A 25,204-nucleotide genomic window follows, 5' to 3' on the forward strand; every position below is an offset into this window, starting at 1 on the left:
TCCCGCACCTGATCCACACCTCCCGAAACGGTCTGCCCGTTTCGGGAGGCCTGGATTAGATCGCTCCTTGGTCCGCCGAACTCAGACCCCGTTGAACATGTAGAGAGCCTGGACGCGTCCGTCGTCGTTAATAAGAAGGAAGTCACGACCAGTGGCGACCGTCTGCCCGGAGGGGGTCTCGACTGACCATTCGAGCTGCAATGTGTTGTGGTTAGGGGTCACGTCACCGGACGTGAAAGAAAGTCCGTTCCCTTGGATGTTCTCCGTATTTACGCGCTTGATGTTGCTCTCAATCGCTTCGATTCCACGGAATTGCACGTTCGCAGGGACGGCGTAGTGGACCGCACTCTCCGCAAAGACCTGGCTGGCCAACTCGTGGCGACGATCATCATCGGTGGTCATCCAGACTTCGAAGTACGCTGCGGCTAGATCTTCAGATTTCATGGTTTTTCCTTCTTTCATTTCCCGGGCTCAGTTACGGACGGCATACATCCGTAAGGGCGAAATCAGCCACGAGAGCCAACTATCTGTTGACACTGTCAACAGCGTAAGCAATATGTGTTGACAGTGTCAACTGCTCGAAGATCAGCCGCGATCCCCGTAGGTAGGATGGTTGACCATGGACTCTTTGCCCAGCGAGACTCGATCGAAACTATTGGCGGCAGCGAGCGATCTGCTGACCAAGGGTGGCCCCGACGCAGTGACTTTGCGGGCCGTCGGCTCCCAAGCGGGCTTGTCCCGCACGGCCGCATACCGACATTTCAAAGATAAAGACGATCTCCTAAGCGCTGTTGCAGCAGAGAATCTCGATTATTTGGGCGAGCAGATGCGTTTAGGAGCTGCGTCAGGTGTGGGTGATCGCACGCCGCTTTGGGGCGCCCTGCTGGGTTATACAGAAGGGGCAATGACGCGTCCTGCCCATTACCGTCTTGTATTCGGCGACTTCCAAATTGGTAATCCGAGTCGCGATCTTGAAAACGCCGCGACCGCCTGCACAGACTATTTGTACACACTGGTCTCAAAGGGACAGCTGGATGGTTATGTAGTTTCGGGCGATATCCGCGAGATCACAGCCCTCGTGTGGGCGACGGTACATGGCTTAGTTGATCTGACCCTTGCTGGGCATCTCCGCGAGCCGAGAACTGTGGATGGAGCAGCGAAGATGCCACGCCTTGTCGAGCTTGCCTTGCAGGCCGTGACGCCGTCGCAGAGTCGATGAGAATCCATACCAGAACCAGCAGCGACTTCAATCAGATACAGCGAACCTGGGTCTCACTGGGTAGAGCCCGGAAGCGGCTGTGGGAAGAGTGCACCCGACGGTCGAAAATCCTGTGATCTAACAGCCAAAACCCATGCCGGCTGACCTCCCGCACTCACATCTCCAAGCGTAAGATCCACCCCATGGGACGCACCCCAGAAACGGTCATCATCGGCGCAGGCCAAGCAGGACTCGCGACGAGCTACTGGCTGACCCAGGCCGGCGTCGAGCATCAAATCCTGGAACGGCGAGACTCGCTGGGAGGTGCGTTCCAGGATCGGTGGGACGGGTTCTACATGAACACGCCGAACCTCGCGCTGGGCCTGCCGGGGATGCCGTACGCAGGTGACGATCCGGACGCGTTCATACCGCGGATCGCTGCGGTGAATCTCTTCAGAAAGTACGCGGAGGTAATCAACGCTCCGGTTCGCACCGGCGTCGAGGTTACGCGGCTGGCGGCCGCACCGGATGGGTTCACCATCGAGACGTCGCTCGGGCACATGCAGGCACGCAACGTCGTCCTGGCGACGGGCGCCTATCAGGTACCCAAGCTTCCCGCCGTTGCGGGCAACCTCCCGCCGAACGTCTTCCAGCTCCACACGCACGAGTACCGCAACCCCCAGCAGCTGCCCGATGGCGCTGTGCTGATTGTCGGGACCGGGCAGTCGGGCGGGCAGATCGCCGAGGAGCTGCACGCGGCCGGTCGTGAAGTTCACCTGGCCGTCTCCACGTGTCCTGAAGCGCCGCGCCGATACCGCGGCCACGATCTCATCTACTGGCTGCTGGAAGTGGGCAAACACGGGCCGGACTACGGTATCAATGCCCTCACCCGCGAGGGACTCCCATCTCCCGCGGCCCGTTTTGCCTGCAACCCGCTGCTTTCCGGCACAGACGGCGGCCACAACATCCACCTCCGCGAGCTCGGCCGACGCGGCATGCACCTGCACGGCCATCTGGAAACCATCGACGACGGCGTCATCACCTTCAGCGACGACCTCCCCGAACGCCTCGCAACCGTCGAGTCAACCTTCGCGCAGCGCTCTGGACGCGCGATCGAGGCGTACATCGCGGCCGCAGGCATCGAAGCACCAGAGCAACCACCGGAGCCCGAGGATGATTGGCTGCCCACAGAACCAGCCACGTTGAATCTTGCCGACGCGAACATCACATCCGTCCTGTGGGCGACCGGCTACAAGCTCGACCTGAGCTTCATCGACATGCCCGTGCTGGATGAATGGGGCTACCCGAAGCACTCGCGAGGTGTCATGGAAGAAGCCGGCCTGTACACAGTGGGCCTGCCCTGGCTCACGCGGCACTACTCGTCGATCGTCGCCGGGGTCGGCCTGGATGCGGAGTATGTCGCGGGCAGGATCGCTGGGGCCTGAGCAGGCCTCTCCCCCTTGCCCCTCCCCAAGCGTATGGTTCACCCATGGGAGCAATCCGCGTGTTCTTCCTTCCAGGCAGCGTCCTTCCTGCTGCGCCCGCCTACACCGACCTCCTTAAAGCGCTGGGCCCTGACGTGGACGCGTTTGCGAAGGACCTGGACCTCTACGAGGCCGACGAGCCGCCACCCGATTGGTCCCTCGATACCGAGGTCGATGGAGTCCTGCGCGAAGCAGACGCCAAACAGTGGGACACGTTCCACCTTGTCGGCTACTCGGGTGGAGGAGCTGCTGCCCTCGCCTTCGCCGCCAAGCACCCCGAGCGCCTGCTCAGCCTGACCCTCTTGGAACCTGCCTGGGCGGGAGACTGGGATTGGAGCAAGGCACACTCCCGAATGTGGAAGCGGTTTGAAGAACTCGAATCGCTGCCGCCAACGCAGTTCATGGAGGCCTTCACGAGGCTGTCGGTAAGGCCCGACGTCGTCCTTGCGCCTCCGCCGGCGGGCGACCCGCCGCCGTGGATGGCCAAGCGACCTGCAGGAATTCGAGCGTTCCTGCGTGATTTCGAGAAGTACAACCTGGACCGCGAGCAACTCAGCGCCTTCGCAAAACCAGTCCTCTACGTGCTCGGAGGGCTAAGCAACCCAGACCAATACGGGGATATCGCAGATCGACTGTCCAGGGTTTTCCGGGACTACCGAGTGGAAGTGTTTGAGGATCGCCACCACTTCGATCCCCCGCACCGGATCGAACCGGAACGGCTCGCCGCCGTCTTGAGGGAACACTGGAAGCACGCGGAGAAGAGCAGCCCCATCGACTGAATCGGGAGCAGGTTCTAGTCCGCCGACATATCCCCCACCGCAGGCGTCCCCTCAACCAAAGCGTAGCGCTGCATCACGGCACCCTTCGGCGAGGCGACCACCAGGTCAACCACGAGTGCTTTCGGCTCTCGCTAATCCGCGAGCCAGGTACCATTCGAGTCCAGCTCGTAATCTGCGATCTCCCGGTCGACTATGGTCAGGTTGCCGCCCTTCATCACAGTCATTTTGAAGGATGCGAAGTCGCCGAGGGTCTCGGAGTCGGCAAGGGTTCGAAAGTTAAATTCGAAAGTCGCATTGTCATCGGTCGGCGACTTTGCGCACTCCCGCACCAGAGTCAGCGTTCCAAAGTCTGCGGCAGCGTAAGAGCCTGGCTGCGGTTCGGACGTCTTCAGGTCATCGATCGACAAAGCGACGCCACTCATTGTCCCGCTGATAGTTTTGAAAGGTTGGCGCGTGAGGTAATAGCTAACCCTCTCCATGTCTGTCTTAGTATCCCCCTTCTCAGGGTTTGCCCTATCAAGATCCTTCACTTGATCGATAGCACCCTCGGGCCAATCGATTTCCACATCCACCGCACAATACCGCGCAGAATTCAGCTCATGAGCGGTAACCTCCACGGAGGTGAAGGGAAGGTCGGTGGATTCAGGGGCAACGTCTTTCAGGGCCTGCGGAATCTTGACCGTGAGCCTATCCTTGGCCCCATATCTCGGGGTCTCGAACTGGTACACGCTGCTGGGAGTCTCGCTCGGTTCATTTTTCGGCACGGGGCCACTGCTACAGCTCGTCAGCAGAACCGTGGCGAGCAGCAGCGGAAGCGTTCCTTTCCAGGGACTGAACGTTGCACGAGGGACTCTTCTATCGGGATTCATGTACGTGGGGCACCTTTCGCAATGGAGGAGGAACCTTCTAAAGAATCCCTTCCTTGACCATATATATCAGACCTTTTATAAAGGGTGTCTTATTTCGGGCCTGATTTAGATCATTGGATCGTGGGATGGAGCGAAGAAGAGGCGAGGCGTTTGGGCGCGACGCTTAGACGACTGCGCGAAGAGCGAGGACTTAGCCAGGAGTCTCTGGCCTTCCGCGCCGGGGTAACGAAAAACCAACTCCAATTGATCGAGAACGCTCGATCCTCTGGGCGCAAAGACTCTGTGGGTCCGTCCAATCCCCGGATCTCGACACTGGCAGGCCTCGCCGAGGTGCTGGAGGTTGGCATGTCCGAGATTTTGGCGGAAGCGAGCCTGTAGCCCGCAACCGCACGAGTAACAATCAGGTCTATGGGTTTGCCAGTAACTGCCACCCTCTTGCGTCAAGCCCGCTCCGCGCTACTCGCTCAACCCCATGCCGAAGCCGTCATGAGGCTTGTCGGTCTAACTTGCAAAAGGGAACAATGCGCACATAGCCAGCGGCGTCACCAAATGTAGGCGAAAGATCGAATGTGTGACCTTGGACCTTCCTTCGATTCTGCACAACGGCAATTGATATGGACCTGCTTGACGCCGTGCGCGCAAGCGACAGCCTGCCGCGGTAGGTACACCCTGTTAGATGGCGGAGAAGGGCATACTCCGGCAGTGTTCAAGCACAACCGTTTTGGTTTGCTCGCAGTAGTGCGGTTTGACGCTGTCAGGCGCCGGACGTCGCCGCTTCGAGGACTGCATGGAATTCAGGGCTGATGTGAATGGAAAGGCTGCCGTCCTCCTCGGACAGCTGGGTCAGTTGCTCGTACCCGGTGCCGTTCCACCAATAAACATGTGGACTCACCGGGCCCGGTGCATCGCTGTATCCCATGGCCGTGAACCGCACCATGCCTTCAAGGGCGGGGACCACGCTGTCATCTTCGATGAAGTGCCACACCAGCTGATGTCGGTTGGGAATGCTCATCAGCCACCCCAAGTCCTGACGAGGCGACTTGCCGGTAAGTTCTGTAGCAAGTCCAGGCAACAGCAGGGCCTTGCCGGCTGTGTAGACCGAATCGCCCAACAACGCTGAAAAAGACCCGCCTCCCTGCGTGGGGATTGTTTCGACTTGTTCGTTGTCCAAAGCACGAAGGTTCGCTAGGCCCTGCGTCCGGAGCGCCTCCCAGCCGCCAAACTTGCTGGCATGCTCACGATTGAACACAGCCACCGTGTCCGGAAGATCGAGGGCCAGCATCTCAACAACACCTGGCGCAAATTCGCTGTGAGGGTAGCCGTCAAGGCTTGGAATGCCTGCTTCCTCGTAAAGACGTGCGTAGGTCTGGCTAGACACTTCTTCTGGCGTGAGCTCGTCAAAAGGATCAGGTGCTTCGAAACTTGCCAGCACAGACTGGAGGTGCTGGCGGATGATCTCACGCCACTGTGCTGCCGGAGCGTTGTGACAGTTCGCTGCGACATTCCAGAACCCGTATCCGCGGCCGGCAGAGTCAATGGCATGATCCGGATTGATCTGTACTTCGTAGCCCAATTCAGCGAAAACTTCACGTGCCATGACCCGGAACTCTTGTGCCTTGGACATCGCGAAGAAGGTCAGGTCCTCATCGACCGGTTCCTGATCACGCTGCTTCTTTTTGAAGAGGCCCACAAAGACTCGCTTTCGTTTGTGATGGATCAGGAGTGGACAACATGGTCCAATCAGATGATTCTGCCTGACCGCTCTGAAATCCAGTCGCGACCCGCCTGATGCCGGAACATCTGCTGATGCAATATTTGAGAACCAGATCGTGGAGTTCAACCCGCATTCTCCAGCAACAGCTACGCTATCGATACGCGGGGAGGACAGCACCTCCTTTGAGAATCCAAGAGCTTGAGGATCGTCACCACTTCCATCCCCCGCACCGAATCGAACCCGATCGGCTCGCGGTTGTTCTGAAGGAACACTGGAACCGCGCGGAGGAGAGCACCCCTACCGACTGAACCGTGAGCCGCGTTTATTGTGCCGCCATGTCCCCCACTCCAGGCGTCCCGTCAACCAACGCGTAGCGCTGCATCACGGCACCCTTCGGCGAGGCGACCACCGGCTCGATGAGTTCAAGGTTCGTTGGAACCACCCCATCGGCGAAGACCTTCTTCCCGCCACCGAGGAGGATCGGATACACCCAAAGCGTGAGCCGATCGAAGAGCCGCTCGGCGAACAGGGTCTGCACGAAGTCGAGACTTCCGATGACGTGGATGTGCTCATGCTTGTCGCGCAGTTCGTGCAAGGCAGCCACCACATCAGGACCGAGCTGAGACGAGCCATCCCACTCAAGATTCAGAGCCTGACGCGACGCCACATACTTCGGAATGCGGTTGAACAGCTCCGCTATGCCTCCGTCCTGATGCGGCCAGTACCCGGCAAAGATGTCGTAGGTACGGCGCCCAAGAAGCAGTGCGTCCATCCCCACCATCCCGGATTCGACCTGTTCGCCGACCGCGTCGTCGAACAGAGGCGCCTGCCACCCGCCAAACGCGAAACTACCCTCCGGATCTTCCTCAGGTCCGCCCGGCGCTTGCGCGACTCCGTCGAGCGTGGTGAACAGGTCGATGTGGATGAGTCCCATGTCGGGCTCCTTCTCGTCTGCCCGTCGTCACCCCGGCGACGGGATCACTCCGAGGCTTCCACAGGACGCCTTGCGAAGCAACGGCCAACGGAGAACATCGACGACGGCGAACCCCACCAGCCGCTGTGACCGAACGTGAACGGCAACCCGCTCAGGCTCGTCCACGGTCAGGCCGTCAATGCGAAACCAATGCCCGGAGGCGGGGGATGAGCTGCCGGACTTCGGGCAGGGACAACTGCCTAGCGAGCCACGGCTGCGGCCGTCGCGTAAATGTCGACGGGCATCCGGCGGTGGAGCTTCCACGTGATCGCAATGGGCTTCTCGCCCTTGTGCTCGACGTAATCGACAGGGCCAAGGCACGTGTACGGAACCGTCAGGCCAGTTTCATCGTCGGCGGTATTACGAGTGAACAGAAGAATATGTGACCCATGAGTTCCCCGGTCCAGGTAACGTTTGCCGGTTAGGCTCGTCGGGGATGTGGCATTTTGCGACTCCCAGTGGAATAGCTCCGGGCTGATCGCGTAATCCTTGTACATCGTGGTTGCCGAGTGCTTCCGATCATCTTTGTTGAGAGTGATGAAGAAAGCGTCTGTCGCCGTTGCAGGGCACCAGGCAACACCTTCGCGGTGCTGAACGTTCTTTCCACTCTCCAGCGACCCATACTGAAGCGCCGCTAGAATCTCCTCACGTCGGTAGCTCGCATGAGACAACAAAGGTATGTGCTGAAGTCCAGCGCCAAGCCCTTTAGCCGCGTGCTTTGCGGATGCGACGCCCAAGCGAACGATCTGCCGGAGCTCGCTGCATACAAACCCGTAATCGCGCAGGTGCTCCAGACCGTCGTCGTATGTCTTGAAGCCGCCGCCGTCGTCCCACAGCGTGTAGAACAGCATTCGCGCATACGTCTGCTCTCGAATGCCCAGCTCTGCGTAGCGGGGTGCGTCGGCATCCACGAGCATAGAATACGCTTCGGCCCGTTCCGGATCGTCGACATGGATGAGAGCAGCCATCCGCCCAAGGAGTTTCTTTTCGTCGGCACTTGAACGATCGTGGTGGGCACCTTTGAGCACAGACTCAAGGCCAGAAAATCCCTCAATGAGCTGAGCTTGGCGAAGGTAGCCCGTCCACGAGTCACGGGTCGAGCGATAAATCGTCTTGAGATCGTTGCCTGACTCGCGCAGGTACGCGGCGAGCTCGATCTGGCCGTACGAGGCTACGTCACTGACCAGCTGATTCCGATTGAAGCGCAGCTGGGCTCTGATGTTATCCAACACGACTTTCTGTGCCACACGATCCAGCACAATTTGGGACCCCGACGGAAGATACGGGAATTCTTCCTCGACAGCCTTTTCGAGTTGCTTTCGTCCATAGCCGGTAAGAGCTCTGTAGCGCAGATCGAAACGGAATTCACGACGCTGTTGGCCAATGAAATCCAGGACTGTGAGTACGGCCTTGTCGTCCGCTCGCCGCAGGCCACGCCCCAGCTGCTGCAGGAAGATCGTGGCGCTCTGAGTGGGCCTCAGCATGAGGATAGTGTCCACTTCAGGGATGTCTAGGCCCTCATTGAAGATGTCCACGGCGAAAATGCAGTTGATCTCTCGATTGCGAAGCTGTTCTAAAGCGCGACTACGCGCAGCTTCGTCGGTACCGCCGTCTACCGCAATGGAGGGTATGCCGGCATCATTAAACACCTTCGACATGTAGTGGGCGTGCTGGACGGAGACGCAGAAGCCGATGGCGCGCATGTATTCAGTGGCCACGACCTTGTCCCGAAGCTCCCGAATGACCTTCGCTGCGCGGGCGTCGTTGCCCGTGTACAACCGATCAAGCTGAGCGGTGTCGTAATTGCCGCGCTTCCACTCCAAACGGCTGAGATCCACGTCATCCGAGACGCCGAAGTAGTGGAACGGTACGAGGAGATCGGCATCCAGTGCGTCCCAGAGACGGAGCTCGCTGGCCGTTCTCCCCTCAAAGAACTCCTTGGCGACGTTGCCACCATCGCCGCGTTCCGGCGTAGCGGTTAGACCAACGAGCTGCTGGGGTTTCAAGTACTCGAGCAACTGGCGGTAAGTCGGTGCCAATGCATGATGGAACTCATCGACCACGACGACGTCGAATTGATTGGCTTCGAAGGTCTGGACCCCGAGGAACGCGAGAGACTGCACTGAGGCGAAGACATGTGTCCATTGCTGAGGCTTGTGATCGCCGACGTAGAGTTCACCAAATGCACCGTCTTGCATGACGTTTCGGTAGGTGCCTAAGGACTGCTTGAGAATCTCTTGCCTGTGAGCCACAAAGAGCAAGGACAACGGCCTCCCAGCTGCTTCACAGAGACGCTTGTAATCGAGCGCTGCGATGACTGTTTTACCGGTCCCCGTGGCCGCAACGAGAAGATTCCTGTTGAACCCTTTTGACCTCTCTGCTTCAAGGTCTTCGAGCATTTCTTCTTGGTGAAGGAATGGCACGACCTCAAGTCCAGTGACAGTGTCAGGGGCTGCCGTTCGTCTCCCACCATTACGTTCCAGTGCCGCATCCAGCTTGTCGCCGTCTCGATCCGGGTCGTAAGACTGAAAGGCCCTTTGCTCCCAATAGCTATCGAACGTGACCTCAAACTTTTTGAGCAGCTCCGGTGTTGCGATGGAACTCAGGCGTACGTTCCACTCCAGGCCATCGAGCAACGCCGCCTGACTGAGATTTGAGCTCCCTACATACGCAGTACCAAAGCCAGTCTGCCGTCTGAAGAGCCAGGCCTTGGCATGAAGTCGGGTGGCTTGAGTTTCGTAGCTGATCTTCACTTCGGCGCCATAACGCCTGACTAGTTCGTCGATCGCTCGGCGTTCTGTGGCTCCCATATACGTAGTGGTAATGACCCTGAACTTCACACCCCGCTCGTTCAACTGCTCAAGGGCAGGCTCAAGGAGCCTCAAGCCTGTCCATCGCACAAAGGCGCAAAGCAGATCGACGGTGTTGGCCGATTCAATCTCGGTTCGAAGCTCCGCTGCAAGGTTGGGGTCGTCTTTGCCGTTTGTGAGCAATGCAGATTCGCTGAGCTTCGTGGTGGGCCGTCGGAGTTGGCGCCGCTTCAATGCGTCGGGTCGGTGCAATGACAGCAGTTGTTGCGGGCCGGGCGTGATCGGGTTGTCTGTCTGGACCTGAGACAACAGGCGGTTAGCTAAAGCGACGCGTTCCTCTGGCTTCGCAGCCTTGAGTGCATTTCTGACGACTTCTGCAACGTGACGAGAAAGCACCTCCGGAGCGTCGTCTGAGGCGATCGCGTCAACTGTCGCGCTGAGCTCCGGCATAAGGGACAACTTGGTTTCAAGGCTCGCCGTTTGCAGGAGTTCATAAAGCCCCTCGGGGAGCGTTGCCCGCTCCGATCCCCCATCAAATGTATTCACTGCGCCAGGTTATTGGGTCGGTGTGACATCCACCAATCAGTACGAAACCAGCGGCGAGCCCCTTCAGTGTCACAAATATCCTTTCCAACATCCTTCAGCCTAGATTTGGGGGCATGTGGGATACCTTCTTGGCGGACGTCACCGTGGCGCTGATCGGCGCTGTGCTGACAGTCGGCATCGCTTACGGTACGTTTCGGCCCCAACTGCGTCATAACGAGAAACGCGTTCTGCGCCACCTCGTTTGGGATCTTCAGCACCGACGGGCGTTAGCCATCGGCAATCCCGTAGAAATTCGCGATGCAGCAACTAAGGAGGACTACAAACGAGCCGGCCTAAGCGTGGTCGACATCCGTGACCGCGTACGACAGACAGTGGATCAGGTCCGAGCCAACTCCAAGGCGCAGGTGTACCTGTCAGAAATGATGGCGTCCTGTCATCATTATCTGGAAGACAGCGACTCCTTGCCGGACTTCTACGCTTTGCATCTCGCGAACCTGCAGCGGAATCTCCATGACGCCGTCCTTGGAATAGCTTCAGAAGTCTCAGGCATTAAGGCCGGCGAGCCTGGTTCATTGGCCTACTCCAAACGTTGATCGAACCAGCTTTGCTCCGCGTCACGGTTGGAAGGAGGGTGGGCGTCATCGTTCAGGAGATGGGTGTGTGCTGGCGTCACGGCGCTACGTCAGCTCAGGCGAGCGAAAAAATTTCTCTTCCCGACACGTGCCGCCAGATCACGTGATCCAGCTTTCGCGCCTGCGTGGGGTAAAGCTCTGCAACCTGGCTGATCAAACTCGCGGCCTCCTTCGGCGTGACGTCTTTGCCTTCCAGACCAGCGTGCTCCTCAATGAAGCGCATCAACATACGATCAGGCTTCACAGATTGAAGTCCTACGAGAATTAGCAAGTAATTGAATGTGACCCCAGAGGACTGGCTTGGAAGTTGTAGCCACGCCTTTTTGATCCTCTTCAGTTCAGAATCCCGAAGGAACTCCTCCCGGGTGTCAGCCGCCGTTTCAACGGGATCCCCCTCAAGAGCCGCCAACGCCAGCGCAGCACGGTGGACGACTTCGCCTTTAAGTAGTGCGCGGCCAGTGTGCGACGGCTTGCGGTTGTTGACGGCTTCGGCCCACCCTGCACTTCCATCTACAGCTTCGAACGAGACCAGGAGTTCTTCCGCGCCGTCAGTATTTGGATCGCAGCCCTGCGCCCGTCGCATGACCGATATGCCGTTATGACGTTCACAACGCTCGTGTAATGCGATCCGGTCGAGAAGATCGAATCAATGATGCACAGGGCGAGGCTATCCGGATATCCGTCTGCTTCGATCCACTGAGACCCGTCGTCAAAGATTGAGCGGCATACGTCAGTTAGTTTTGCAGCGGCTTCGCTGAGTTCCGTCCTCATGGACGGACTCTAACAAAGGCCCATGACTGTTTTTGTTGCTCAGAAACTGGACCGTTACGGGCATCGACAACCCGGGCGTAGAACAAGCAGCAAGCAAAGCAGTCCTCGTTCACGTAACCAAGTGATGGTGGAGTCGATTGCCTTGGCGGTCCCACTCTAGATAGTCGAGGACGAAGCTAGCAACATAAGACTGGGTGGGCCTCGTTCAATGCGGCCCACCCAGTCCCAACGCCGATTCCAGCCCCTATCCGACCCACAGAATCCTCGCCAAAACTGTCCACGGTCGGCAAGATCAGCGACCCAAGCGTCGAGCTGACCAGCTCGAAAACCGATGACAAGTGAATGATAGCCATTGGCGTAGGGGCTGGCCGGACGCGTTGCAGTAACCGGCGTCATTCGGACGTGTCACATGATCCTGACTCACTCGTTGAGTGAGCACGGTTGTATGCCCATTCTCCTAACCACGCTACTTGCTCCCTGCTGTCGAGTCCTTGGAAGAAGTGCTCTGTTAACGCAATGGCGCGCAGCAATTCTGGCGTTCGACTCGCCCTATCCCGCACTGCCTGTAATGGACCTTGGCTGTCACGCCATTCGCTGGAATTCCATTGGTTTGACCGCTGCCCGCGCGGTGCACTCCTATCCCAGCGCGGCTTTCCTCCCAACAGCCGTGGCGCCCATCCGAAAAGCAGTGGGCGATCCCTCTTGGATTGATTACATGCACTGCATGCCGGCGTGATGTTTGAAAGTCTATGAGGCCCTCCTCGTTTGAGGGGTACGATGTGGTCCATCTGAAGGTCATTAGCACCAGCCTGAAATCCACAATAGGTGCATCGATTTGCCAGAGTCTCAAGTAGGTTAAGCCAATCCTGGATCGCAAAAGTGCTATAACCTGGGTTGCCGTACTTGGCAGCCTTCCGTTTGGCGCCCGCGAGGCGCGCCCTTACCCTTACGAGGTCTGTATTTGCCGCTACCCATGCGGCAGTCTGGCATTGGGTGCTGCAGTATCGCGAGTTTCGCCTTGCGGTTGACATGTCCCCGTCGCAGTGAGGGCAGAATCGGAGTCCCAATTCAGACGCGCGGTCTTGTGCCCGGCGTCCCCTTAAATAGTGCATGTTGCAGTAGCCCGCTTTGAAGACGCCAGATGGATCCGTATCGGAAGTGATCTGGCAGTTCTCGTGGCGGCATCTTACGGAAATCGCCGAGCCAGTGGCCTTTCTACGCTCGAAGTGCCTGCGGCAAAGTCCGTCGTAAAGTTTGCGACTCGCTCCGCATCCTCCAAGCGCTACTGCAGTACAACTCTGAGTGCTTCTACGAGACGCCGCCCGGTGAGCTTGGTAGTGCTTGTCGCATCTGCCCCTTACGAATTTGTTTCGCTCTGCGGACGGGAGATGATCACATCCGTCCTCTATACAAGGCTTGACCGACCCGTAGAAATGGTGTCGGCGGCATCGACCCGCTCCGTAGAGACGTACACCATCCCCGCATGGTCGTCCCCCGACGATGCAAACCGGCTCATAAGTGCCCCGACGCTCCATCCGCCTGAAATGCTTCGGGCACACAGCTTGGGTTCCTTGCCAATGCAACTGCCTGGGTTCGCCGCACGACGCACCGCCGACAGAGCAGATTTTTCTTTGGTTTTCTTTCATGACAACAGGTTTACTGTCGAAGAAAATTTCGTCAAATCCAAGCTACCACCACAGATGTATCTAAGACAGACCGTTGAACGAAGATAATTCGCCCTTAGATATAAAGGCATCCATTCGTGTTTATGCAGTTCAGCGGGCCAAACTGAGGGGAAGCCGACCGATGCGACTGCCATTGTCGTGATTCGATCTAAGGGCGCTTCACCACAGAGTCGATGATCTGCGCTCAAATTGAGTGACGAAGATCACCTCCCAAGGACCCATTAGCCGACGACGGGCGCATGTGTCAGTCACTTGCCGTCCCGTTTACGAAACAGTGCGACCATCCGCCTCACCCCTGCACGCGCTGGGTGAGCCGGATTACGTAACCGTTTACGTAAACCGCTTGCGCAAGCCCCCAACAAAGTAGCAAGAGCAAACAAGAGGACCCGCCCATGGCCACGATCAGCGACGTCGCCAAGCACGCAGGCGTTTCGCCCGCCACGGTTTCGCGTGGTCAACAGCCTGGTGGCTATTCGGGCCAGACCGACCAACGCGTAGAGGAAGCCGGCAAACAGTTCAGCTGCGAGACGGACAACCTCGCAAGGAGCCTGAAAACCCGGCAAACCTCGGCGATCGGTCTCCTGGCACCCGTGGTGTCCGACGCCCTCGCCTCGTAGGTCATACGGGCCGAGGAAGTTGAGACACAGGAACGCGGTCACGCCGTGATCCTGAGCCGCACGGCCGTCAAGTCGGCGTTCATCTTCGGCTACCTGCGCACACTCCGCACGTAGCGGGCCGCAGGCGTCATCCTGATCTCGGCCGTGATCAGCCCAGAAATCCGGCAGATGTTCGGCTCCGGGATCCCGTTATGTCGGTTGCCATCAGCGACAGGTTGGCCCCCAGCGGCGCTATCGACGGCGAACAAGCAGCCTCCGATGCCACGCGTCACCTGCTCGCCCTCGGCCACCGCTGCGTCGGGCTCCTGGTCGGCGACCCGGGCTCCATCTACGTCGCCCAGCGAGGCAACGCGGTTACCTCCGCGTTACGGCCGAAGAGAAATGCCCACCCGCCACCGCCGAGGGCAGCTTCTTCTACGAGAGCGGCGCACTCGGCCTGGACAGCCTCCTCGAGCAGACCTTGTTCTCGTCGACTTCTTCGCGATGAGCGCCGAAGTTGGCGCGCCGTCTTGGAGGAACATTTCCGTGCCCGGGATTCGACAACACCTCCAGGCCCCTGCACGTCCACCCGCCGCTCAGCACCGTCGCCCAACCACTCAAATATCCATGATGTTCAGCCCCTCATCCACCAGCGCACCCCCCTGCGGCAGCGTCACGCTCGATACCTCGAACGCCGGCGGAATATCGACCTTCGTGGCAAACACGCGGGCCGGCTCATCCACCCGCACAACGGTCGACGGACCGCCGATGTAGGCCTGCGTGTGCCTCTGGTGATAGGCCGACGAAGCAACAACCACGCTCGCATCCGAAGCGACTCCCGAGACCCAGTTCGGCAACGACAGAACCACGTCACGACTCTGCCCATTCGTGAAGTGCACCGTCGCGACGCCCGAGGACACGTTCCTCGTGGAGAACCCCGTCACCAGCAAAGTCCGCCCCTTGCCCGAAACAGCAACTTCCTGCCTGGCAGCCTTCAAAGTATCCGGCGTCCCCACCGCCGTAGGATGCCAAACGGACGACACCCCAAATGCCGAATACCGCTCGCCCGAGCCAAACCCAGCCGCCGCCAAAGCCTCCTCCGAGAACGTCCGCCGGTCAGCCGTAACAGCCCCATTCCGCGGATTGGCAGCATCAGCCACCGACGTCTGGTTCACCAAAGAGCCGAAAGGCAGCGCAGCAGGCGCAACGCCCGGCCCCTGATAAGCACCGATGTTCGGCGCCCCAACAGAAGCCCCACCAGAGGTGGGATTCGCGAAGACGTCCCTGCCGCCGTCGTCGTTAATCCGAACGCCTGTACCCAATAAAGGCGACCGGACAACAGCCGGTACCCGGGCACGTCCAACGAGGATTGCCCACTGCCGCCAGCCACCAACCGAGGGTCGCCGAGCACGAAACCCGTCTCCCCGTCGGACGGCAACATACCGCCAAAATACGCGTTGTTCCTATAAGAGCTGAGGCTGTCTTGAGGCTACCGCCCGGTGCCACGAAGAGGTTGTTGCGGACCTCGCGCGGGCCGGTCATGTCGTCCAGGAAGGTGCGCGACGGGCAGTAGAAGGTGTTGTTGTAGATGTAGTGCTTGCCGGTGCCGGTGCTGCTGCCGCCCATCCGGCAGTCGTCCTGGGCGATGTTGTAGCGGAGGATGACGTTGGCCGAGGTGGCGCCACCCGCGCAGTTGGAGATGCAGTTGGGGTAGAAGCCGCCCGCGTTCCCGTACGAGTAGTTGTACTGGAAGGTGCGGGTGCCCACCACGTTGTGCTGGAACAAGGTGTTGCGGGAGTTGTACGGCCACATTCCGGCGAGGTTGCCCGCGATGAACGGCGTGGTTGTACGCCAAGCCACGGGTAGGAAATTCGAGCAGCGGCCTGCGGATTGCGGAGAACCCTTTAGGAGCGCAGCGCCCTTACAGCCTCACCTTGTAGACATGGTGGGTGGATTCAACGGGGAAGTCATCCGTGAACTTCCCGTCCTTAACGGCAATGGTGCGGTTCTCGTTCACCACCTCAACCGTCTTGGCTGTAACACCCGTTGGCAGGGTGAAGGTCCGCTGGCCGGTCTGCGCGTCCTGCGTCATCGCGAAAATGTAGGCGTCGCCGTTGTAGCTTTTCAGCATGGTGTCCAGCCCGTCACCGAAGTACCACACATAGCTCTGCGTGTTCAGAACGGGTGCCAAAGTCTTCACTTCCGCGTTGATCTCACCCATGGCCTGCACCTGGTCCCGGGAGCATGCGGTGTTGTGGATGCGGACATCGGCGAGCGCATCTCCGGACATGCACGGGTTATCGTCGCCGCCGCCGGGTGACTGCGTGAACCAGACGATTCCGCGCGATTCGTGGATGAGCATCGCCCACACCTGGGCCTTCACCCTGTCCGGCGTCATCTGGTCGGACAGGTCGTGCTCACCCTCGGGACTAAGCACGGTCGGGACCATCCAGACGGGCGAGTAGACACCCCTTGCGGTGTTGACCTCCTGCATCACTTGCATGGCTTTTGCGTACGCCGACGACGTCTGGCAGGTGGCCGTCGTCGTCGGGTTGTATCCCTGGGGTGTGCGCAGCCGCCAATCGCGGCAGGCACCTGCGTAGTAATAGTTGGACGTCGAGGACACGTCCACGGTCTCCCAATAACGCTTGGTGATGTCCATCGGCGCGTCGTAGCTGATGAGGGATGGGGTCCAGTTGGCGTAGGTAAACCGGCCCTCCTCTTTGGCCTTCAACTCTGCGATGGTCTTGTTCATGTGGGCTACGCCCTCGTCCCAGCCGAATCTTCCATCTACCTCGTCGTCGATGTAGTTGCCCGGGAGCTGAGCCCAGTCATCAGGTGCGTTCATCACTTTCATCAGCGAGAACATGCCGTACTGATCGAAGAGCGCATAGTCAGTGTCCGGGTTCAGTTGGACGTAGAAGTTGATGCCATGTGCTTTGTCGAACTGCACCTGCTCGCCGTTCCCGGATGCGTACCAGACGCCGATGGGGAAGAAGCCCGGGTCGTCCCACCCTGCGGCGTCGGCCTTGCTGAACTTCTTGTAGAAGTCCGGGCCACCGTCCCAGGGAATTCTGGAAAGTTTGGCCAACACTGCCGGAGGCGTTGCGGAGGGCGAGCCAGTCGATGAGGACGACGCCGTGCCTGTGGGGATTGCTGACGAGCTCGACGGCGGGGCGCTGGGGTCCGCTGCTGCCGTGCAGCCGGTGAGCACCAGGACGGCAACCGCTGCTGCCGCTGTGAAGTAGCGAACCCGCCTCATTGCTCCTCGATTCCGGCCCGACCGGTGAAACCTGAATGTCTATAGGATGACAGGGCTTTCCGTCAGCCCCTAACAAAAATTCGGCGATCCGGATAAGCTCCGGTCCATCGCGTGATGGCTATGTTGCTAATGGGGGGTAACAGTGATGTTCCGATCAGGGTCGACTACTACTGCACGGCGCACTGCTCATGCATTGCGAAGGGTTCGAAGCCGGAGACGACCGCATTTCCTTGGCGCAGCTGTGGCCATGGTGGTGGTCTTTTTCTTGGGCCTCATGGTGGTTCCTGCCCAAGCAGACAAGACCGCCACCCAGGCTTTGAGCGTCCCCAGCAACAACTGGGACTATATCTACATCGGTACCGAGTACTTTCACGACGTTCTAGCCCGTGACACAGCGGGCGATCTCTGGGTCTACGCCGGCGATGACCATGGTGGCTGGATAAAACCCCGCTTCAAAATGGGCGAGGGTTGGAATGCCATGACGGCGATTGTGGGTCCGGGCGAATTCCAAAGCGAGTACACAGACGACCTCCTCGCCAGGGATGCAAACGGCGCCTTGTGGCTCTACCCCGGCACGGGCCGTGGGGTTCTCCAGCCCCGGATGCAGGTGGGCGTGGGCTGGAACGTCATGACTGCTTTGGTGGGACCAGGAGACTTCAACGGTGACCACAGGGTGGACCTCATGGCCCGTGACGCCGAGGGGCGCCTCTGGTTGTATCCCGGTGACGGCCAGGGCGGATGGCTCCCACGGTTCCAAATCGGCGAAGGCTGGAACGTCATGACGGCCCTCATCGGTCGCGGCGATTTCAACGAGGACCGGAAAATGGACCTCCTTGCCCGCGACACCAGCGGCCGCCTCTGGCTCTACCCCGGAAACGGAACCGGCGGATGGCTGCCGCGGATGCAAGTCGGCGAAGGCTGGAACACCATGACCGCAATCATTGCTACCGGCAACTTCGACATTCATACCCAGGGGAACTCGCAGATCATCGCCAGGGATACCAACGGCATCCTTTGGCTCTATCCCGGGATTGGAAGCCGCCATCTGGAGCCGCGGAAACAGATCGGAGAGGGCTGGAACGTCATGACCGCGCTGGTCTGATCTTTCCAGACTGCTGAATCTGTTGGAGACGACTGTTTATCCGCCAGACTTCCAGCCGCGCTCGTGAAGTCGCTCAACGCCGTCGAGCAGGAGATCGAGAGCGAACTCAAACTCAGACTGGTCATCACAACCGTGGCCCACAACTGACGCGTCGTCGTGGGCGGCGGCCAGGGCGATCTTCAGGAGGTGAGGATGGCTCTCGGCCATGTGCTGAATCATCGCCGTCTGCACGTCAGGCGTGATTTCGCTTGGCTCCCGTCCTTCTGAGTCGTCAAACACTTCCTGGGTGAATCCCCACATGCGGCTGCCCAAAGCGTGCATGACGTGATGGGTGAGGTCGGGGGTCAGCCCGCCAGCCAGAAACAGCCCGGCCAGGGTGTCCATGTACTCCAGCACAGCCGGTGTTGTATTTGTCCTGGTCTCGATCACGGAACGAGCCCACGGATGCACCATGAGGGCCCGACGTGCCGAGAGCACTCTCAGCCGGACAGCGCTCTTCCAATCAGCATCGCGGATTGGCGGATCGATCTCGCCCACAATGGTGTCCACCATGCCGTCGAGGAGTTCCTCCTTGTTGGCCACGTGCTTGTAAAGCGCCATGGGTACGACGCCGAGGTCCTGAGCGAGTCGTCGCATGCTGAGCGCGTCAATGCCAACCTCGTCTGCAAGTTCGACGGCGGCGCGAAGCACACGCTCCCGGTTCAGGGGAATCCTGCGCGTCTCCATTTGTTGGCTCATGGGCCCTCCAGCCTGATCGTTTGCGCCAACCATTGACAGTGTGTACAGCGTACACCTACGCTTTCCCTCATGAAGGTGTACGCCGTACACCTACGAGTCAAAAGGGCCAGACCATGAGATCAGAAAGCTCCACCGCAGGGTTCCGAAGCCGCTTCGGGCGGGCGCAATGGCCAGTCCCCACTGGATTGATCTTCCTCAGCCTCATCCCGGTGATCGCCGGGGCAGCCCGCCTCACAGAACTGACGGGCGGCGGGGCCGTGACGCCACAGAACGAACGGTTCTTCGACTCACCCATACCAGTGGTCACCCACATTGTCTGCGTCACCGTCTACTGCCTGCTCGGAGCCTTCCAGTTCGTCCCCTCTCTTCGCAGCGGCAGGCGCAAGTGGCACCGGATGACGGGGCGCATCCTCGTTCCTGCGGGCCTGCTTGCCGCACTCTCCGGCCTGTGGATGTCCATGTTCTACGCGCTACCGGAGGGCGACGGTGAGGCGCTCCTGATACTTCGGCTCATCTTCGGATCGGCCATGGTGGTAAGCATCGTTCTCGGATTCATGGCTGTTCGGCGCCGGGACTTCGTTGTGCACAGTGCCTGGATGACCCGGGCTTACGCAATCGGTCTCGGCGCAGGAACGCAGGCCCTCATATTCCTCCCCTGGATGCTTGTCTTCGGCCCTACGGACGAGGCGACCCGAGCGGTGCTCATGGGGCTCTCCTGGATTATTAACCTCGCCGTAGCCGAGTTGGTCATTCGCCGGCGGGCAAGCAAACCGGCATCGGCGTCCCATCCTGCGGGGCGATCCGTTCAGACCTCAGTGGAATCCTCACGATAAGCTGCGCGCCCGTCGCGGGCTTGGGAGTGCCCAGGTTGTCATTTCGGAAATTTCCGACATATCATCATCGAGTGCTTCCAGACGTCTTCGGCGCCCTCGCGAACCCTTCGCGGCGTACCATCCTCGATAGCCTCCGTGAGGGTCCATTGACGGCGGGCGATCTCACGGGTCGTCTGGACCTCAGCCGCTCTACAGCGTCTGAGCATTTGGCGGTCCTGCGGGAGGCTGGCTTGATCCGGGAGGAACGGCAAGGCCGGAACAGGATCTACCACCTTGAGGCCGACGGCCTACAGGAGGCCAGCAACTGGCTGAAGCACTACGAGCAATATTGGAACCAGCGGCTCGACGCCCTGGCCGAACTGTTGGATGAGGAAAACACACCATGACCGAAAACGCCATCAAACTCGAGCGCACTTTCCCGCACCCCAAAGAGGCAGTGTGGGCTGCCCTGACCACCCCGGAACTGCTCGCCCGCTGGTGGGCTGCCGGCGACATCGCACCCGTGGTGGGTCACCGTTTCACCATGGACATGGGCGGCTGGGGCCAGCAGCAATGCGAAGTCCTCACGGTCGAGCCCGGCTCAGCGATCACGTTCATGTTCGCCGAGGGAGTCCTGGACACCACCATTAGCTGGCAGCTGGAAGCCACAGAAAATGGCACGATCCTGCACTTTGAGCACGCCGGCTTCCGCCTCGACACCCCCATGGGACAGCAGGCCCTCGAGGGTATGGGCAACGGATGGCCTGGCCTTCTGGCACGGATCGACCAGGTCCTGGTCAGCGTTAGCTAAGCCGTCGGCACGAAGGCAGGGTCCGGCGTCGTACATCGAGCGCGCCCAGTATGACGCACCGGCCTGAACCTGAGGAAGGAAATTTCACCTGCAGGATTTTCAGGGCGATCGTCCTCCGGAAACCATCGCAGGAGAGTCACCGCGGAGCTCACGAAGGGCCGAGACCCAGGTTTCGGCTATCTCGTAACCGTCGGCCTTGTCGATCAGAACGCGTGTGTTCGTAAGTGCGTTGTCCAGCTCACAGCTTCCAGGTCTTCTGTGGGGGGAGCAAAGGATGTACCGTGAGGCTATACAAAATGTATTTTGCCACCGGAGGGAGACGAGATGCTCACCATTCAAGATCGTTTGGCCCGGACTTTTGCAAATCGCGAGCTGAACAGGTTGGACATCCTGCGGTCCTGCTCGATGGCCCACGCCGAGGGGCTGACCCAGGCCGAAATAGCCCGACGGCTCTCTATCTCCCAGCCGGAGGTCCATCGGATTCTCCGCAAAATTGAGAACTTCCCGGAGCTACTGAAGCGGACTCCTCGTGAGGTCATTCTCGATTTTCATGCCGAGAAGATCGGCCACGACGCCATGATGCTCGAGCTGAAGAACTGGCACTACACCTTCGCTGAAGACGCCGAACCGGGCAACCCCGAGGGGGCGCTGGTGGCCGGGGATTGGGACCAAATCGTCGACGCTGTGCACCGGGACCTCATCGATGTCGCTGATTACGAGGCATTGCTGTCGACCGTCCGCCCGACGGCCGCCTAGGTGGATGATGCGACCCTTCGCAGGGTTGACGGAGAGTTAAATGCCCTGACGTCGCTCGGAGGGGAACTCCATCGGCACTCACCTTTGGCCACATACCGGCCGGGGCAGCTTGTCAGCCCCGAACGCATCCGTTTTCAACGTCGGCTCCTCGACGAGTTCATAGCTGAGGGAGAAGCGGACGTCCAAAAGGACGGTCTGGCTGCCGTGGTAACCGCGGGACCGCCCGGTGCCGGCAAATCGACCATAGTCAGGAACCTTCATCTTGGAGGCCCAGGCTGGCGAATCATCGATGCTGATGAGATCAAACTGAAACTGCTGGATGCCGCGGTGCGCGACGGAATCTTCGACAAAGTGCTGGTCCGACGGTTGGCTGACGGGTACTTCATCATGCCCAATGAACTCTCCAGCTTGGTTCACAATGAATCCGTTCAACTGGCCGACCGACTCATCGAGCGCTCGCTCGAAGCACGCGAGAACGTTGTCATCGAGGGAACTTTATCCTGGCCGGGTCTTCCGCGGCAGTACACTCGGATGCTGGAACTCCACGAATATACGAACGTGACGATTGTGGATGTTGAAGTGGATTGCGCTACGGCGCTCGAGCAGGCTTACTTCAGGTGGAGTGAGGGACGCACGAAGGCAATCAACGGTGACCGGAATGGCGGCGGTCGGTTCACGCCGCGCGAAGCAATCACGGCAATCTATGACGCTTCGGGCTTCAGTGTGTGCAACCAAAACGCCATCGACCTCTTTAACAGCCCCGGCGTGGCCGGCTTCAGTGAGGTGGGGCTGATTGTCTCGACCGGGCCCCTGCCTGAGGACCGTCGGGTCTATCGAAGGATCGTGGGCGACCATGTAGGAGAAGCACCTGGTTATCTGAAGGACAGCAAGCGCACGACGAAGGTCGATTAGCCCCACTCTGGATTTAGCACTCGGCGTGCCCGAACCGGAAGTTGCTAGCCCCCCGTGGCCAAAACCACGTTGATCTGATCGCTGATCTCGTCCCCGACTTGCTCGTCAGTGAGACCGCTATTGGCAGAGGAGCTCATGCTGATGAACATGATCGCCAAGATGACGCGGGCAATTTTCGCTGGGTCCCGGGCCGTCAATTGCTCATCGCGGCCCAACACCTCTGCGATGGCGGCTTCCGTGCGCATGGTCAACGCAAGTGCCTCCGCGTGGTGGGGTTCGCTGGGATCACCGAAGACGATCTCTTTCAAGTAGGTCCGGCCGTTCTCGATCTGGACCCGGTTGCATTCGATGATGGGTCGGATGATCGCCATGATCCCGTCAAGGACGGCTTCTTCCTGTTCCGCTGCGGCGACACCCGAGTTGAGCGCGTCGCCATATTTGACGTTGTGGACCAAGAGAAGCAGCTCCGCCTTCGTCTTGGCGTACAAGAACAAGGTTCCCGATCCGACGTCGGCCTTGTCAGCCACCTGCTGGGTGGTGACCTCGTCTACGCCGTACTGGGTGAAGAGCTCACGGGCGGCAGCGGTGATGCGGTCAAGCTTCTCCTGCTTATTCCGCTCACGTCGGCCAAGGGTCTGGGGCACAGCCTGCATTCAAATACCGTATCAGCGGCCCAGGAATTCGAGGGCGACGGGGACGAACTCCTGGTGGTACTGGAAGATGCCGCCGTGCCCTGAATCTGGGTAAATKATCAGCTCGCTGCCCGGAATCCGGCGGTGCATATCCTCGGAGAGCCGGGACGGAACCATGCGGTCATTGTCGCCGTTGGCGATGAGTGTCGGCTGGGTGATGGCGCCCAGGTTGGCCGGTTCAGTGCGACCCCACTTCTTGATGGCCTTCAACTGCGCCTGGAACGCCTTGGTCTTGATCGGTGCGTCCAAGTTGGTGGTGCGCTCCTTGAGCCGCTGGATAAATGCCCTCGCGGCGGGCTTGCCAGCGGCATTGCGGTTGAAGAACAGGAATTCCTTGGGGTCCTGCCGGCTCAGGGTGGCTCGCAGGACGTCGTAGTAGGTGACGCGGGCAACCTTATCGATGTCCTTTCCACCTGCAGGGCCAGTGCCGGCAAGGACGAGCTTCCGCACCAGCTCCGGGTATTTGACCACCAAAGCCTGGGCAATCATGCCTCCGAGCGAGAATCCGAAGAGGTCTACTTTCCCGTACCCGAGCGCCTTCATGAAGGCCGCGGCGTCATCCGCCATCTCCTCGATCGTGCCCGGAACGTCGCCGGTAGTGGCACCGACACCACGGTTGCTGAAGGTGATCACGTGGTGCTTCTCGGCGATGGGGTCGATGATGCGCGGGTCCCAGTTGTCCATTGTCGCGGCGAGGTGAACCAGGAAGACGACGGGGATTCCACCCTTCGGGCCCAGCTCACGGTAACTGTAGGTGACGCCGCCGGCGGTAACTGTGCTGACCGGTGCGTCCTTGTAGGCGGTGATGACGTTGCTCATGATGTTTTTTCCTGACGGTGTGATTGGCAGTAGTTGATTGATTTAGTGGCTGACGACTGTTTTGCCGCGGACGCCGCCCTTGTCCAGCCCGGCCAGGACGTCCGGCGTCTGGTTGAACGGGACTACCCGGCCGACGACGGGACGGATTTCCCCGGCGTCGATGAGCGCGGCAATCTCCCGGAGCTGGTTGCCGTTGGCACGCATGAAGAGGAATTCGTAGGTGACGCCAAGGCGACGGGCTTTACGCCGAATGCCAGCACTAATGAGCGCCACAGCGCCCTTCATCACTGCGTTTGCGCCGAGCTGTTGGGCGAAAATGGGATCAGGCGGGCCTGAGATGCCGATGGCCTTACCGCCGGACTTGAGGACCTTCAGCGATCGCTCCAGATTCTCGCCGCCGAGGCTGTCCAGAACGAGATCGTAGCCACGGAGGATCTCCGCAAAGTCCTCTGTGCGGTAATCAATGACCACGTCCGCCCCGAGCTCGCGGACAAAGTCCGCATTCTTGGCGCTGACCGTTGTGGCAACGGTGGCCCCAAGGTATTTGGCGAGCTGGATCGCGATGGAGCCCACTCCCCCAGCTCCCGCGTGAATCAGGACCTTCTGGCCAGGGACAACATTGCCGCGTTCAACGAGCGCCTGCCACGCGGTCAACGCCACCAATGGCAGGGATCCCGCTTCGTCCATGCTGATGGACGCCGGCTTGATGGCGAGGTCCGCCTCGGCCACAGCGATTCGCTCGGCAAAGGTCCCGATGCGGTCCTGATTCGGACGGGCGAAAACCTCATCGCCTGGCTTGAAGGACCGCACTTTCGCCCCGACACTGACCACTACTCCGGCGAGATCGTTGCCAAGGATCAGCGGCAGCCTGTACGGGAGGATCTGCTTGAACTCCCCCTGCCGGATCTTCTCGTCCAACTGGTTGAGGCCGGCCGCTTTCACCTGCACCAGCACGTCGTGCTCGCCGACTACGGGCTCGGGAACGTCAACCTCTTGCAAGGCTTCTTTGTATTTGTTGAGGACGAAGGCTTTCATTGGGGTTCTCCTGATTGAATAACTGAGTTAACTCAATTCTGAGGCCACTCAGTTCTTAAGTCAAGAGCAGGCTGAGGCGTCACGGGAAAAAGGCACGAAAAAAGGAGACACGTTGTGTCTCCTCACTTTCAATCTATACGGCACTGGGGGGCTTGCCGCAAGGCCCGGGGGGTACGGCAAAATTGAGAGCCGACGCCGGAAGTACGCG

General features: G+C 59.7%; 26 protein-coding genes. 12 read left to right on the forward strand and 14 right to left on the reverse strand.

The genetic code is table 11. From position 1 onward, the window contains the following. Window positions 1-81 precede the first annotated feature (81 nt). On the reverse strand, window positions 82-444 hold the full coding sequence (locus AC1DCM_RS16835; RefSeq protein WP_477519092.1) for a hypothetical protein: 363 nt from the start codon (window positions 442-444) through the stop codon (window positions 82-84). Window positions 445-619: 175 nt separating this feature from the next. On the opposite strand from AC1DCM_RS16835, the gene AC1DCM_RS16840 reads away from it, so the two are divergent. The 3 genes from AC1DCM_RS16840 to AC1DCM_RS16850 all read left to right on the forward strand — a co-directional run bounded on the left by AC1DCM_RS16840 (window position 620) and on the right by AC1DCM_RS16850 (window position 3,461). Then, on the forward strand, window positions 620-1,219 hold the full coding sequence (locus AC1DCM_RS16840; protein ID WP_477519093.1) for a TetR/AcrR family transcriptional regulator: 600 nt from the start codon (window positions 620-622) through the stop codon (window positions 1,217-1,219). 182 nt (window positions 1,220-1,401) lie between these two features. Continuing rightward, on the forward strand, window positions 1,402-2,643 hold the full coding sequence (locus tag AC1DCM_RS16845; RefSeq protein ID WP_477519094.1) for a flavin-containing monooxygenase: 1,242 nt from the start codon (window positions 1,402-1,404) through the stop codon (window positions 2,641-2,643). Window positions 2,644-2,687: 44 nt separating this feature from the next. After that, the gene (locus AC1DCM_RS16850) at window positions 2,688-3,461 is read left to right on the forward strand and encodes an alpha/beta fold hydrolase (protein ID WP_477519095.1); all 774 of its coding nucleotides are present in this window, start codon (window positions 2,688-2,690) and stop codon (window positions 3,459-3,461) included. Window positions 3,462-3,592: 131 nt separating this feature from the next. On the opposite strand, the gene AC1DCM_RS16855 is transcribed toward AC1DCM_RS16850, so the two are convergent. Then, a complete protein-coding gene (locus tag AC1DCM_RS16855) occupies window positions 3,593-4,225 on the reverse strand; it encodes a hypothetical protein (RefSeq protein WP_477519096.1) in 633 nt (210 codons plus the stop codon). A 225-nt stretch (window positions 4,226-4,450) separates the two neighbouring features. Here AC1DCM_RS16855 and AC1DCM_RS16860 point away from each other — a divergent pair, with 225 nt between their 5' ends. Next, window positions 4,451-4,708: a helix-turn-helix domain-containing protein gene (locus AC1DCM_RS16860; protein WP_477519097.1), complete on the forward strand. Its 258-nt coding sequence runs from the start codon at window positions 4,451-4,453 to the stop codon at window positions 4,706-4,708. Between the two features lie 376 nt (window positions 4,709-5,084). Here AC1DCM_RS16860 and AC1DCM_RS16865 read toward each other — a convergent pair whose 3' ends face one another. From AC1DCM_RS16865 to AC1DCM_RS16875, 3 genes are all read right to left on the reverse strand, one after another. Continuing rightward, window positions 5,085-6,020, reverse strand: a complete 936-nt coding sequence (locus AC1DCM_RS16865) for a hypothetical protein (RefSeq protein WP_477519098.1) — start codon at window positions 6,018-6,020, stop codon at window positions 5,085-5,087. 346 nt (window positions 6,021-6,366) lie between these two features. Further along, window positions 6,367-6,978, reverse strand: a complete 612-nt coding sequence (locus AC1DCM_RS16870; protein ID WP_477519099.1) for a dihydrofolate reductase family protein — start codon at window positions 6,976-6,978, stop codon at window positions 6,367-6,369. 239 nt (window positions 6,979-7,217) lie between these two features. Further along, entirely contained in the window at window positions 7,218-10,277 is a 3,060-nt protein-coding gene (locus AC1DCM_RS16875) for a DEAD/DEAH box helicase (RefSeq protein ID WP_477519175.1), read from the reverse strand. Between the two features lie 224 nt (window positions 10,278-10,501). Between AC1DCM_RS16875 and AC1DCM_RS16880 the strand changes: the two genes are divergently transcribed. Further along, a complete protein-coding gene (locus tag AC1DCM_RS16880) occupies window positions 10,502-10,966 on the forward strand; it encodes a hypothetical protein (RefSeq protein WP_477519100.1) in 465 nt (154 codons plus the stop codon). Between the two features lie 94 nt (window positions 10,967-11,060). Here AC1DCM_RS16880 and AC1DCM_RS16885 read toward each other — a convergent pair whose 3' ends face one another. Then, window positions 11,061-11,588 (reverse strand): hypothetical protein, encoded by a 528-nt coding sequence (locus tag AC1DCM_RS16885; protein ID WP_477519101.1) that lies wholly within the window; start codon window positions 11,586-11,588, stop codon window positions 11,061-11,063. A 580-nt stretch (window positions 11,589-12,168) separates the two neighbouring features. Continuing rightward, entirely contained in the window at window positions 12,169-13,422 is a 1,254-nt protein-coding gene (locus AC1DCM_RS16890) for an HNH endonuclease (RefSeq protein ID WP_477519102.1), read from the reverse strand. A 431-nt stretch (window positions 13,423-13,853) separates the two neighbouring features. On the opposite strand from AC1DCM_RS16890, the gene AC1DCM_RS16895 reads away from it, so the two are divergent. Beyond that, window positions 13,854-14,078 (forward strand): LacI family DNA-binding transcriptional regulator, encoded by a 225-nt coding sequence (locus AC1DCM_RS16895; protein WP_477519103.1) that lies wholly within the window; start codon window positions 13,854-13,856, stop codon window positions 14,076-14,078. Between the two features lie 596 nt (window positions 14,079-14,674). On the opposite strand, the gene AC1DCM_RS16900 is transcribed toward AC1DCM_RS16895, so the two are convergent. The 3 genes from AC1DCM_RS16900 to AC1DCM_RS16910 all read right to left on the reverse strand — a co-directional run bounded on the left by AC1DCM_RS16900 (window position 14,675) and on the right by AC1DCM_RS16910 (window position 17,319). Next, window positions 14,675-15,379, reverse strand: a complete 705-nt coding sequence (locus AC1DCM_RS16900) for a hypothetical protein (RefSeq protein ID WP_477519104.1) — start codon at window positions 15,377-15,379, stop codon at window positions 14,675-14,677. Then, window positions 15,357-15,917 carry a hypothetical protein gene (locus AC1DCM_RS16905; RefSeq protein ID WP_477519105.1) on the reverse strand — a complete coding sequence of 187 codons (561 nt, stop codon included), beginning with the start codon at window positions 15,915-15,917 and terminating at the stop codon, window positions 15,357-15,359. The genes AC1DCM_RS16900 and AC1DCM_RS16905 overlap by 23 nt, the downstream gene beginning before the upstream one ends. 61 nt (window positions 15,918-15,978) lie before the next feature. After that, window positions 15,979-17,319 carry a hypothetical protein gene (locus AC1DCM_RS16910; protein WP_477519106.1) on the reverse strand — a complete coding sequence of 447 codons (1,341 nt, stop codon included), beginning with the start codon at window positions 17,317-17,319 and terminating at the stop codon, window positions 15,979-15,981. Window positions 17,320-17,566: 247 nt separating this feature from the next. Here AC1DCM_RS16910 and AC1DCM_RS16915 point away from each other — a divergent pair, with 247 nt between their 5' ends. Continuing rightward, window positions 17,567-18,421, forward strand: a complete 855-nt coding sequence (locus AC1DCM_RS16915; protein WP_477519107.1) for an FG-GAP repeat domain-containing protein — start codon at window positions 17,567-17,569, stop codon at window positions 18,419-18,421. 36 nt (window positions 18,422-18,457) lie between these two features. On the opposite strand, the gene AC1DCM_RS16920 is transcribed toward AC1DCM_RS16915, so the two are convergent. Next, window positions 18,458-19,159: a TetR/AcrR family transcriptional regulator C-terminal domain-containing protein gene (locus AC1DCM_RS16920; RefSeq protein ID WP_477519108.1), complete on the reverse strand. Its 702-nt coding sequence runs from the start codon at window positions 19,157-19,159 to the stop codon at window positions 18,458-18,460. A gap of 113 nt (window positions 19,160-19,272) precedes the next feature. Between AC1DCM_RS16920 and AC1DCM_RS16925 the strand changes: the two genes are divergently transcribed. The 5 genes from AC1DCM_RS16925 to AC1DCM_RS16945 all read left to right on the forward strand — a co-directional run bounded on the left by AC1DCM_RS16925 (window position 19,273) and on the right by AC1DCM_RS16945 (window position 22,450). Beyond that, a complete protein-coding gene (locus tag AC1DCM_RS16925) occupies window positions 19,273-19,992 on the forward strand; it encodes a DUF2306 domain-containing protein (RefSeq protein WP_477519109.1) in 720 nt (239 codons plus the stop codon). 71 nt (window positions 19,993-20,063) lie between these two features. Then, a complete protein-coding gene (locus AC1DCM_RS16930; RefSeq protein WP_442002520.1) occupies window positions 20,064-20,378 on the forward strand; it encodes an ArsR/SmtB family transcription factor in 315 nt (104 codons plus the stop codon). Then, entirely contained in the window at window positions 20,375-20,782 is a 408-nt protein-coding gene (locus tag AC1DCM_RS16935; RefSeq protein WP_477519110.1) for an SRPBCC family protein, read from the forward strand. The genes AC1DCM_RS16930 and AC1DCM_RS16935 overlap by 4 nt, the downstream gene beginning before the upstream one ends. Before the next feature lie 324 nt (window positions 20,783-21,106). Continuing rightward, window positions 21,107-21,538, forward strand: coding sequence for a helix-turn-helix domain-containing protein (locus tag AC1DCM_RS16940; protein WP_477519111.1), 432 nt, complete (start codon window positions 21,107-21,109; stop codon window positions 21,536-21,538). Then, window positions 21,539-22,450, forward strand: a complete 912-nt coding sequence (locus tag AC1DCM_RS16945) for a zeta toxin family protein (protein ID WP_477519112.1) — start codon at window positions 21,539-21,541, stop codon at window positions 22,448-22,450. Window positions 22,451-22,494: 44 nt separating this feature from the next. On the opposite strand, the gene AC1DCM_RS16950 is transcribed toward AC1DCM_RS16945, so the two are convergent. Genes AC1DCM_RS16950 through AC1DCM_RS16960 form a run of 3 tightly spaced genes read right to left on the reverse strand, consistent with a single transcriptional unit; the run spans window position 22,495 to window position 24,996 of the window. Further along, window positions 22,495-23,103, reverse strand: coding sequence for a TetR/AcrR family transcriptional regulator (locus tag AC1DCM_RS16950; protein ID WP_477519113.1), 609 nt, complete (start codon window positions 23,101-23,103; stop codon window positions 22,495-22,497). A gap of 12 nt (window positions 23,104-23,115) precedes the next feature. Continuing rightward, a complete protein-coding gene (locus tag AC1DCM_RS16955; protein ID WP_477519114.1) occupies window positions 23,116-23,961 on the reverse strand; it encodes an alpha/beta fold hydrolase in 846 nt (281 codons plus the stop codon). 42 nt (window positions 23,962-24,003) lie between these two features. After that, window positions 24,004-24,996: an NADP-dependent oxidoreductase gene (locus AC1DCM_RS16960; RefSeq protein ID WP_477519115.1), complete on the reverse strand. Its 993-nt coding sequence runs from the start codon at window positions 24,994-24,996 to the stop codon at window positions 24,004-24,006. Window positions 24,997-25,204: the final 208 nt, after the last annotated feature.

This window comes from Paenarthrobacter sp. 10N417, assembly GCF_056394745.1.

Bases quoted from the DNA above. Each gene is read 5' to 3' on its own strand.
- AC1DCM_RS16835 (WP_477519092.1), bottom strand. From the start codon at position 444: ATGAAATCTGAAGATCTAGCCGCAGCGTACTTCGAAGTCTGGATGACC.
- AC1DCM_RS16840 (WP_477519093.1), top strand. From the start codon at position 620: ATGGACTCTTTGCCCAGCGAGACTCGATCGAAACTATTGGCGGCAGCG.
- AC1DCM_RS16845 (WP_477519094.1), top strand. From the start codon at position 1,402: ATGGGACGCACCCCAGAAACGGTCATCATCGGCGCAGGCCAAGCAGGA.
- AC1DCM_RS16850 (WP_477519095.1), top strand. From the start codon at position 2,688: ATGGGAGCAATCCGCGTGTTCTTCCTTCCAGGCAGCGTCCTTCCTGCT.
- AC1DCM_RS16870 (WP_477519099.1), bottom strand. From the start codon at position 6,978: ATGGGACTCATCCACATCGACCTGTTCACCACGCTCGACGGAGTCGCG.
- AC1DCM_RS16875 (WP_477519175.1), bottom strand. From the start codon at position 10,277: ATGCCGGAGCTCAGCGCGACAGTTGACGCGATCGCCTCAGACGACGCT.
- AC1DCM_RS16885 (WP_477519101.1), bottom strand. From the start codon at position 11,588: ATGCGACGGGCGCAGGGCTGCGATCCAAATACTGACGGCGCGGAAGAA.
- AC1DCM_RS16890 (WP_477519102.1), bottom strand. From the start codon at position 13,422: ATGAAAGAAAACCAAAGAAAAATCTGCTCTGTCGGCGGTGCGTCGTGC.
- AC1DCM_RS16895 (WP_477519103.1), top strand. From the start codon at position 13,854: ATGGCCACGATCAGCGACGTCGCCAAGCACGCAGGCGTTTCGCCCGCC.
- AC1DCM_RS16910 (WP_477519106.1), bottom strand. From the start codon at position 17,319: ATGAGGCGGGTTCGCTACTTCACAGCGGCAGCAGCGGTTGCCGTCCTG.
- AC1DCM_RS16915 (WP_477519107.1), top strand. From the start codon at position 17,567: ATGGTGGTGGTCTTTTTCTTGGGCCTCATGGTGGTTCCTGCCCAAGCA.
- AC1DCM_RS16920 (WP_477519108.1), bottom strand. From the start codon at position 19,159: ATGAGCCAACAAATGGAGACGCGCAGGATTCCCCTGAACCGGGAGCGT.
- AC1DCM_RS16925 (WP_477519109.1), top strand. From the start codon at position 19,273: ATGAGATCAGAAAGCTCCACCGCAGGGTTCCGAAGCCGCTTCGGGCGG.
- AC1DCM_RS16935 (WP_477519110.1), top strand. From the start codon at position 20,375: ATGACCGAAAACGCCATCAAACTCGAGCGCACTTTCCCGCACCCCAAA.
- AC1DCM_RS16940 (WP_477519111.1), top strand. From the start codon at position 21,107: ATGCTCACCATTCAAGATCGTTTGGCCCGGACTTTTGCAAATCGCGAG.
- AC1DCM_RS16950 (WP_477519113.1), bottom strand. From the start codon at position 23,103: ATGCAGGCTGTGCCCCAGACCCTTGGCCGACGTGAGCGGAATAAGCAG.
- AC1DCM_RS16960 (WP_477519115.1), bottom strand. From the start codon at position 24,996: ATGAAAGCCTTCGTCCTCAACAAATACAAAGAAGCCTTGCAAGAGGTT.